This window comes from Pseudoalteromonas rubra (assembly GCF_005887115.1).
Lineage (GTDB): Bacteria > Pseudomonadota > Gammaproteobacteria > Enterobacterales > Alteromonadaceae > Pseudoalteromonas > Pseudoalteromonas rubra_F.
The window spans coordinates 1-401 of the sequence record NZ_PNCJ01000082.1; the positions used below are offsets into that span (position 1 = coordinate 1).

Here is a 401-nt window from a genome sequence, read left to right on the forward strand (position 1 = left end):
GGCGACCCAAGCGGATACGGCGGGCAATACCTCCACCGCAGCCACGCAAACTATTACGCTCGATAACGCGGCGCCGTCTGCCCTGACCATCACCACGCCGATTGAAACTGACGGACTCGTCAATGCGGCAGAAGATAACGATGTGCTGATTGCGGGATCCGGTGCGGAAGCGGGTAACAGTGTGACCGTGACCATCACGGACAACAACAGCTCGGTGAGCCGGACAGTGACTGCTGACAACTCTGGCAACTGGACGCTAAGCGGCAGTGAGCTGGACGTCAGTGGCCTGAACAATGGCACCCTGACGGTATCGGCAACCCAAGCGGATACAGCGGGCAAAACCTCCCCGGCAGCGAAGCAAAAGATTACGCTCGACAATGCTGCACCTTCAGCGGTCACCA

The 401-nt window shown here is 59.1% G+C and carries 1 protein-coding gene; it reads left to right on the plus strand.

Annotated features, from left to right (window positions below):
- The coding region (locus CWB98_RS23210) for an Ig-like domain-containing protein (protein ID WP_212751162.1) at nucleotides 1-401 on the plus strand (401 nt) is incomplete at both ends.